Genomic DNA, 2,738 nt, shown 5'->3' on the forward strand with positions numbered 1-2,738 from the left:
ACTATTTTTCGTTTGTTAACGAAAAGATTTTGATAGCATATATAAAATATCATCGATCATTAAATTTTGAAATCATTCCCTTTATGCAAGCAGTCAAGGATGTTAATAATTTTCTCCTCTTTTTAAGGAACAATAAATATGAAAATTGTCATCAAAAAATTGATTTATCCATTGGAAATTTCAATCTTTGGACTAGATTGTAGATAGGATGAGGTACCTGCCCATTCCTAGAGGGTCTAATTAATCGTTTGATTAAGAAGAGAAAGAAGATAGCGCGAGAAAGGTTCTGGATACTTTGGCATTGCTATGATAGGCATGACCCAAAAATACGAAGCACTCAAATTTAGTAGAAATCAATGCTGTCGGTCTGTGTTCTTTTATATAAGGAATTGAAATGGTCTCATTTACCTTTGAGATCATTTTTCTTTTTTACGTGAAAATTTGATATTATAAGATTGTGTTATGTTGAGCATTCTTTTTTGCTCTAGTTTTCCACTATAAGAGAGACTATGTAAATTTGAAATTAAGTGGTTCTATTTTAAATGATCTAAGACAAACCATTTTAGCTCGATTGATTTATGCCCTATGAAAGCATAATAAATAGTAGATTCTTTATGTGTGGCATTTACAAAGTAATGAAAAGGACGGTATTTTTCTATGCTAGAAAACAAGAAACGCAAAATTATTCTTGATTGTGATCCAGGTCATGATGATGCCATTGCTATTTTACTCGCAGCAGGGAATCCAAACATTGAATTAGTCGGTATTACAACTGTAGCAGGGAACGCTGAAGTGGAGAAAACAACGAAGAATGCCCTAAAAGTTTGTGAGATTGCCGGCATGTATGATGTACCTGTTTTCCAAGGAAGCGGTCAACCGCTTGTCAGAAAACGCGAAACAGCTCCCGATATTCATGGAGATTCCGGAATGGACGGACCGGTTCTACCAGAGGCTACTAAAACGATCGAAGAGGAACACGCTGTTGATTTTATTATTCGAAAGCTAATGGAATCAGATGAGGATATTACACTCGTTCCTACTGGCCCGCTAACGAATATCGCGATGGCTATGAGACGTGAACCGGCTATCCTATCTAAAATTCAAGAAATTGTCATCATGGGTGGAGGTACGTTTGGCAACTGGACTCCAGCAGCAGAATTCAATATTTATGTGGATGCGGAGGCAGCAAAGGTTGTTTTTGAGAGTGGCGTTCCGATTACGATGATGGGGCTTGACCTTACTCATCAAGTTTTAGCGACTAACGAGGTTTGTGAACGCATTGCTGCGATTGACAATCCCGTTGGGCAATTTGTGAGCGAGCTACTGGTGTTTTTCCGCAAAACGTATTTAGAGGTATTTGGATTCGAACATCCACCTGTACATGACGTTTGCTGTGTAGCGTATTGTATCGATCCTTCTGTTGTTGAGGCGAAAAAGTTGCGTGTGGATGTGGAGACAACCGGGGTTCATACTTACGGAATGACCTTAGTAGATATGCACGGTGTAACCGGCCGTGAACCAAATGTCAATGTTGCCTTGAAACTAGATCATACGAAGTTTTGGGATATGGTCATCAAGGCACTGAAAAGCTACACAGACAAGTAATTTGAAAAAATTTTAAACTGTTGAAATGGGGATTAGTGATGAAAGCAATTATTTTTGATGTTGATACGGGGATTGATGATGCATTAGCGATGTCTTACTCCATAAATTCTCCTGAACTAGAGATTCTTGGGTTTACGACCTGCTTCGGGAACGTACCTGTAGAAGAAGCGACTCGTAATACACTTGTTGTGATCGAAAAATTAGGGAAGAACATTCCTGTTTATCAAGGGGCTGCTCAACGATTCGTGCGCGGCGAAAAAGATTTTTGGTCAAAACATGTCCATGGTGAGGATGGATTAGGCAATACGTTGAAGAACGAACCGATGACTCAAGTGAGAAGTCAATTTGCTCCCGATTTTATGATCGAGCAGGTGAAAAATCGCCCGCATGAAATTACGATCATTGCAGTGGGACCACTAACAAACCTTGCTTTAGCGATCCAAAAAGCGCCGGAAATTATTCCGCTCATTAAAGAGGTTGTTGTGATGGGGGGAGCTGTGGCCGTACCAGGGAATGTGAATGCGTATGCAGAAGCGAATATTATCTCTGACCCTGAAGCAGCTGACTATGTTTTCTCATCTGGTTTAAAGGTTACCCTTGTAGGGTTAGATGTAACCTTGCAAACATTATTGCCAAAATCGAGACTTGATGAATGGCGTGCGACTGGAAAAGAAACGGGTCAATTTTTTGCGGACATGACCGAGTTTTATATCGGATTTTATGAAAGTAATTATCCAGGTATCGGCGGTTGCGGTCTTCATGATCCACTTGCCGTGGGAGTTGCGATTGATTCAAGCTTTGTAAAGATGGAAACGATGAATGTGAAAGTTATTTTAGAAGGGGAAGAGGAAGGAAGAACCGTAGGTCATCTTGAAGGTGAACCAAAGATTCGCGTCTGTACAGAAGTAGATGCAGATCGATTTTTAGAACATTTTCTAAGTAGAGTTGTATGATTTAAGTTGAATTCTTCACTTACCAACACTAGATCCCACAGAAAAGCGGACTGATCTGCTTTTCTGTGGGGTTCTTTTTTTCGTTAACCGAATGGTCACAGTGACGCTAGGGAGATATACAACAATCGTTAGATAGACTTTGCTATTATCTATACAACCATACTAATGTTCACTATTTTT

Annotated in this window: 2 protein-coding genes; both read left to right on the top strand. The window is 39.6% G+C overall.

The features are described 5' to 3' along the window. Positions 1 to 657: 657 nt before the first annotated feature. Positions 658 to 1,605, top strand: a complete 948-nt coding sequence (locus V7164_RS24520; protein ID WP_335355528.1) for a nucleoside hydrolase — start codon at positions 658 to 660, stop codon at positions 1,603 to 1,605. A 38-nt stretch (positions 1,606 to 1,643) separates the two neighbouring features. Next, positions 1,644 to 2,558, top strand: coding sequence for a nucleoside hydrolase (locus tag V7164_RS24525; RefSeq protein ID WP_335355529.1), 915 nt, complete (start codon positions 1,644 to 1,646; stop codon positions 2,556 to 2,558). Positions 2,559 to 2,738: the final 180 nt, after the last annotated feature.

Source organism: Bacillus sp. JJ1474 (assembly GCF_036965225.1).
In the GTDB taxonomy this organism is placed as follows: Bacteria; Bacillota; Bacilli; order Bacillales; family Cytobacillaceae; genus Cytobacillus.